3 protein-coding genes are annotated in these 4,081 nt (G+C 59.8%); 1 reads left to right on the forward strand and 2 read right to left on the reverse strand.

Features of this window, described 5'->3' with window-relative positions; all coding sequences use genetic code 11:
• Nucleotides 1-53: 53 nt before the first annotated feature.
• Nucleotides 54-617: an N-acetyltransferase gene (locus Q0M74_RS13300; protein WP_293955248.1), complete on the forward strand. Its 564-nt coding sequence runs from the start codon at nucleotides 54-56 to the stop codon at nucleotides 615-617.
• Between the two features lie 73 nt (nucleotides 618-690).
• Here the strand turns inward: Q0M74_RS13300 and meaB are convergent, their stop codons facing one another.
• Together meaB and scpA are read right to left on the reverse strand one after the other, a co-directional pair.
• Nucleotides 691-1,782: a methylmalonyl Co-A mutase-associated GTPase MeaB gene (gene meaB, locus Q0M74_RS13305; RefSeq protein WP_293955244.1), complete on the reverse strand. Its 1,092-nt coding sequence runs from the start codon at nucleotides 1,780-1,782 to the stop codon at nucleotides 691-693.
• Nucleotides 1,775-3,985, reverse strand: coding sequence for a methylmalonyl-CoA mutase (scpA, locus tag Q0M74_RS13310; RefSeq protein WP_293955247.1), 2,211 nt, complete (start codon nucleotides 3,983-3,985; stop codon nucleotides 1,775-1,777). Before scpA ends, meaB begins: the two co-directional genes overlap by 8 nt.
• Nucleotides 3,986-4,081 lie beyond the last annotated feature (96 nt).

Consider the following 4,081-nt stretch of genomic DNA (forward strand, 5'->3'; position numbering starts at 1 on the left):
GCAATACAGGCATCACCGTCACAGCAGCCACCAGTTCACAGCATGCAGAAGTCGTGGAGGTTCTCGTCGAGGCATTCTACAAGGATCCGGGCTTTGTCCGCGTGATCCCCCAGCCTGATGAGAACAATGATCTGCTGCGTGCCCTGTTCGGACTCCAGATTGAGTTGCAATATGGCAAAGACGGCATCATTGATCTCGCCACTAATGAACAGGGTGACATCGTCGGTGTTGCCTTGTGGGATGCCCCTGATGCCAACCATGGCGCGGTGGACCAGGTAAAGCTTCTCCCCCGCCTGATTAAGATCTTCGGCCTACACACGGCAAAAATTCTCCTCCGCGAGTTCTCCTCTGCACGAATGCACCCACGTTTCCCGCATTGGTACCTCTACACCATCGCTGCCACTGCACAATCGCGTGGAACCGGTGTGGGCAGTGCACTGCTCGCGCATGGCATTCAGCGGGCCGGTGAGGAAGCCATCTACCTTGAGGCAACCTCCACACGCTCCGCGCAGCTCTATCACCGCCTGGGCTTTGTCCCCTTGGGTTATGTTCCAGACAATGATGATCTCCCCTCAGAGTTCGCCATGTGGAAACCACCGGCCATGCCGACGCTCTGATCGGCAGTCTCCCTCTAAAACCTCTCAACCCGCTCTATATATACAGAGCGGGTTGACTGGTTGTGAAGCAGACTTAGATCTTGTCGAATGCTGCCAGGATGTTCTGGGCAGCCAGTGTGGGTGTGGTGGCACCATCACGCAGTGCCTGTTCCATATCCCCACTGACATCGCGCACGCCCGGATCATTTTCCAGGCGCAGGCGGATAGTCTCGTGGACCATCTGCCACATCCAGCCCACCTGTTGATGACGGCGACGTTCCTCAAAGAGGCCGTGCTCCTTCATCACCTCCTGGTGCTCCTGGACATGGCCCCAGAAGGTATCCACGCCAGTGTTCTCAACAGCAGACATGGTGATGGTCGGTGGGTGCCAGAGCTCATCGTTGCTGCGGACCATACGCATGGCTGCCGCCAGGTCACGGGCCGCACGCTTGGCCGGTTTCTCATTGGCACCATCAGCCTTGTTGATGGCCACGATCTCAGCCATCTCCAGGACACCCTTCTTGATGCCCTGCAGCTGATCACCGGCACCAGACAGTGCCAGGAAGGTGAACACATCCACCATCTGGTGGACCGCCACCTCACTCTGACCCACGCCGACGGTTTCCACGATGATGATGTCATAGCCTGCGGCTTCAAACACCACCATCGCCTCACGGGTCGCCTTGGCCACACCACCCAGGGTGCCTGCGGAAGGAGAGGGGCGGATGAACGCCTTATCTTCACGCGACAACTTGGACATGCGGGTCTTATCACCGAGGATGGATCCACGCGTCTTGGTCGATGAGGGGTCGATGGCGACAACAGCCACACGGTGTCCCTCACCGATCAGGTGCATACCCAGGGCTTCAATGAAGGTTGATTTACCCACACCTGGCACACCGGTGATACCGATGCGCAGGGCGTTACCTGAGTGCGGCAGGAGCTTGACCAGCAGTTCCTGAGCCAGCTCGCGGTGAGCTGCGGAGGTGGATTCCAGCAGGGTGATCGCTCGTGCAATGCGGGTGCGGTCATTGGCCAGCACGGCGTCGTAAAGCTCATCGACGTTGACGCGCTGGCGCACCCGCTTGAGCACCTCCGGGGCGGGCGGGAGGATACTACCTAAATCCGTTCCACCCGTGGTGCTTAATGTCCCGAGAGTGTTCTCAAGGAAGTCCTTGTCACGCATCCCCATCCACGTCCAGGTCAAAACCGAGGTGGGCCGCAACCTTGTGCAGCAGGTCAGTGGCGGAATCCGCGATGACGGTTCCCGGAGGGTAGATGGAGACCGCGCCGGCGTCGTAGAGCTCCTGGAAGTCACCCGGTGGGATGACGCCACCGACGGTGATCAGGATGTCTTCGCGGCCCAGGGCTGCGAGTTCCTTCTTCAGCTCAGGCACCAGGGTGAGGTGGCCTGCAGCCAGGGAAGAAACACCGACCACGTGGACATCGGCGTCAACAGCAGCGCGTGCCGCCTCAGCCGGGGTCTGAAACAGTGGTCCGACGTCCACGTCCATGCCGAGGTCGGCATAGGCGGATGCAACAACCTTCTGGCCACGGTCGTGGCCGTCCTGGCCCATCTTGGCAATGAAGATACGTGGGCGACGTCCCTCTTCTGCCTCGAAAGCATCTGCCAGAGCGATGGCACGCTGAACGTTGGACACTTCGCCCTCCTTTCCGACCTCTTCCTTGTATACACCGGACAGGGTCTTGATCTCAGCCTCATGGCGGCCGAAGACCTCTTCCAGGGCATCGGAGATCTCACCGATGGACGCCTTGGCGCGAGCGGCATCAACTGCAAGCTTGAGCAGGTTGTTGTCCAGATCGCCAGGTTCCTTGGTCTCCAGACGTGCAGCAGCGGTCAGTGCCGCCAGTGCTGCCTTGACCTCGGTGTCATCGCGCTCAGCACGCAGACGCTCAAGCTTCTCCAGCTGCTCGACGCGAACCTTGGAGTTGTCAACCTTGAGGACTTCAATTTCCTCATCCTCGTCGACGACGTAGCGGTTGACACCGATCAGGGCCTGACGGCCGGAGTCGATGCGGGCCTGGGTGCGGGCTGCGGATTCTTCAATGCGCAGCTTCGGGATACCCTCGACGGTGGCCTGAGCCATGCCACCGGCCTCTTCGACTTCCTGGATGTGCTTGCGTGCACGGTTGGCCAGCTCATTGGTCAGCCATTCCACGTAATAAGAACCAGCCCAAGGATCAACCGGACGAACGGTTCCGGACTCCTGCTGCAGCAGCAGCTGGGTGTTACGGGCAATACGTGCAGAGAAGTCAGTTGGCAGTGCCAGCGCCTCATCGAGTGCGTTGGTGTGCAGGGACTGGGTGTGCCCCTGGGTGGCAGCCATCGCCTCGATCGCGGTACGGGCGACGTTGTTGTAGACATCCTGCGCGGTCAGGGACCAGCCGGAGGTCTGCGAGTGGGTACGCAGCGACTGGGACTTCGGATTCTTCGGTTCGAACTTGGCCACCAGTTCGCTCCACAGGAGACGACCAGCACGCAGCTTGGCGATCTCCATGAAGGTGTACATGGAGATACCCCAGAAGAAGGACAGGCGTGGTGCGAACTTGTCCACGTCCAGGCCCACCTCCTTGCCAGCGCGGATGTACTCGATGCCGTCGGCAAGCGTATAAGCCAGCTCCAGGTCAGCGGTCGCTCCGGCTTCCTGGATGTGGTAGCCGGAAATGGAGATGGAGTTGAAGCGCGGCATCTTCAGTGAGCTGTACTCGAAGATATTCGAGATGATCCTCATGGAAGGCTTCGGTGGGTAGATGTAGGTGTTGCGGACCATGAACTCCTTCAGAATATCGTTCTGAATAGTTCCGGCGAGCTGCTCTGGCGCAACGCCCTGTTCTTCTGCTGCCACGATGTACATCGCAAGAATCGGCAGCACAGCGCCATTCATGGTCATGGACACGGACACGCTGGACAGGTCGATGCCCTCGAAGAGCTGACGCATGTCCAGGATGGAGTCAATGGCCACACCGGCCATGCCGACGTCGCCGAGCACGCGTTCGTTGTCGGAGTCATAACCGCGGTGGGTGGCCAGGTCGAAGGCCACGGATAGCCCCTTCTGGCCCGCTGCGAGGTTGCGGCGGTAGAAGGCGTTGGACTCAGCGGCAGTGGAGAATCCGGCGTACTGACGGATGGTCCATGGCTGGTTGGTGTACATGGTCGGGTACGGTCCGCGCATGAATGGCTTCTGGCCAGGCAGGGAGTCCACCGGGTGTCCGTCGGCAGCGGCTGCTGCGCGGTCGGCTTCGGTGAACACACGTTTGACGTCGATGCCCTCTGGGGTGCTCCAGACCTGGTCTGCGCCTGCGGGTACTTCCACATCGGCGGATTCGCCGTTGAGAGGTATCTCGGAGAAATTAGGAATTGTAGTCATGATCTTTCTTATGCTCCCAGTCCGTCGAGCAGGGTTGACAGGGTGGATGCCGCATCAATCTTCATGGTGAGGTAACCGTCCGGAGAATGCTGGGCA

The sequence above is a fragment of the uncultured Corynebacterium sp. genome, from assembly GCF_945649885.1.
Lineage (GTDB): Bacteria > Actinomycetota > Actinomycetes > Mycobacteriales > Mycobacteriaceae > Corynebacterium.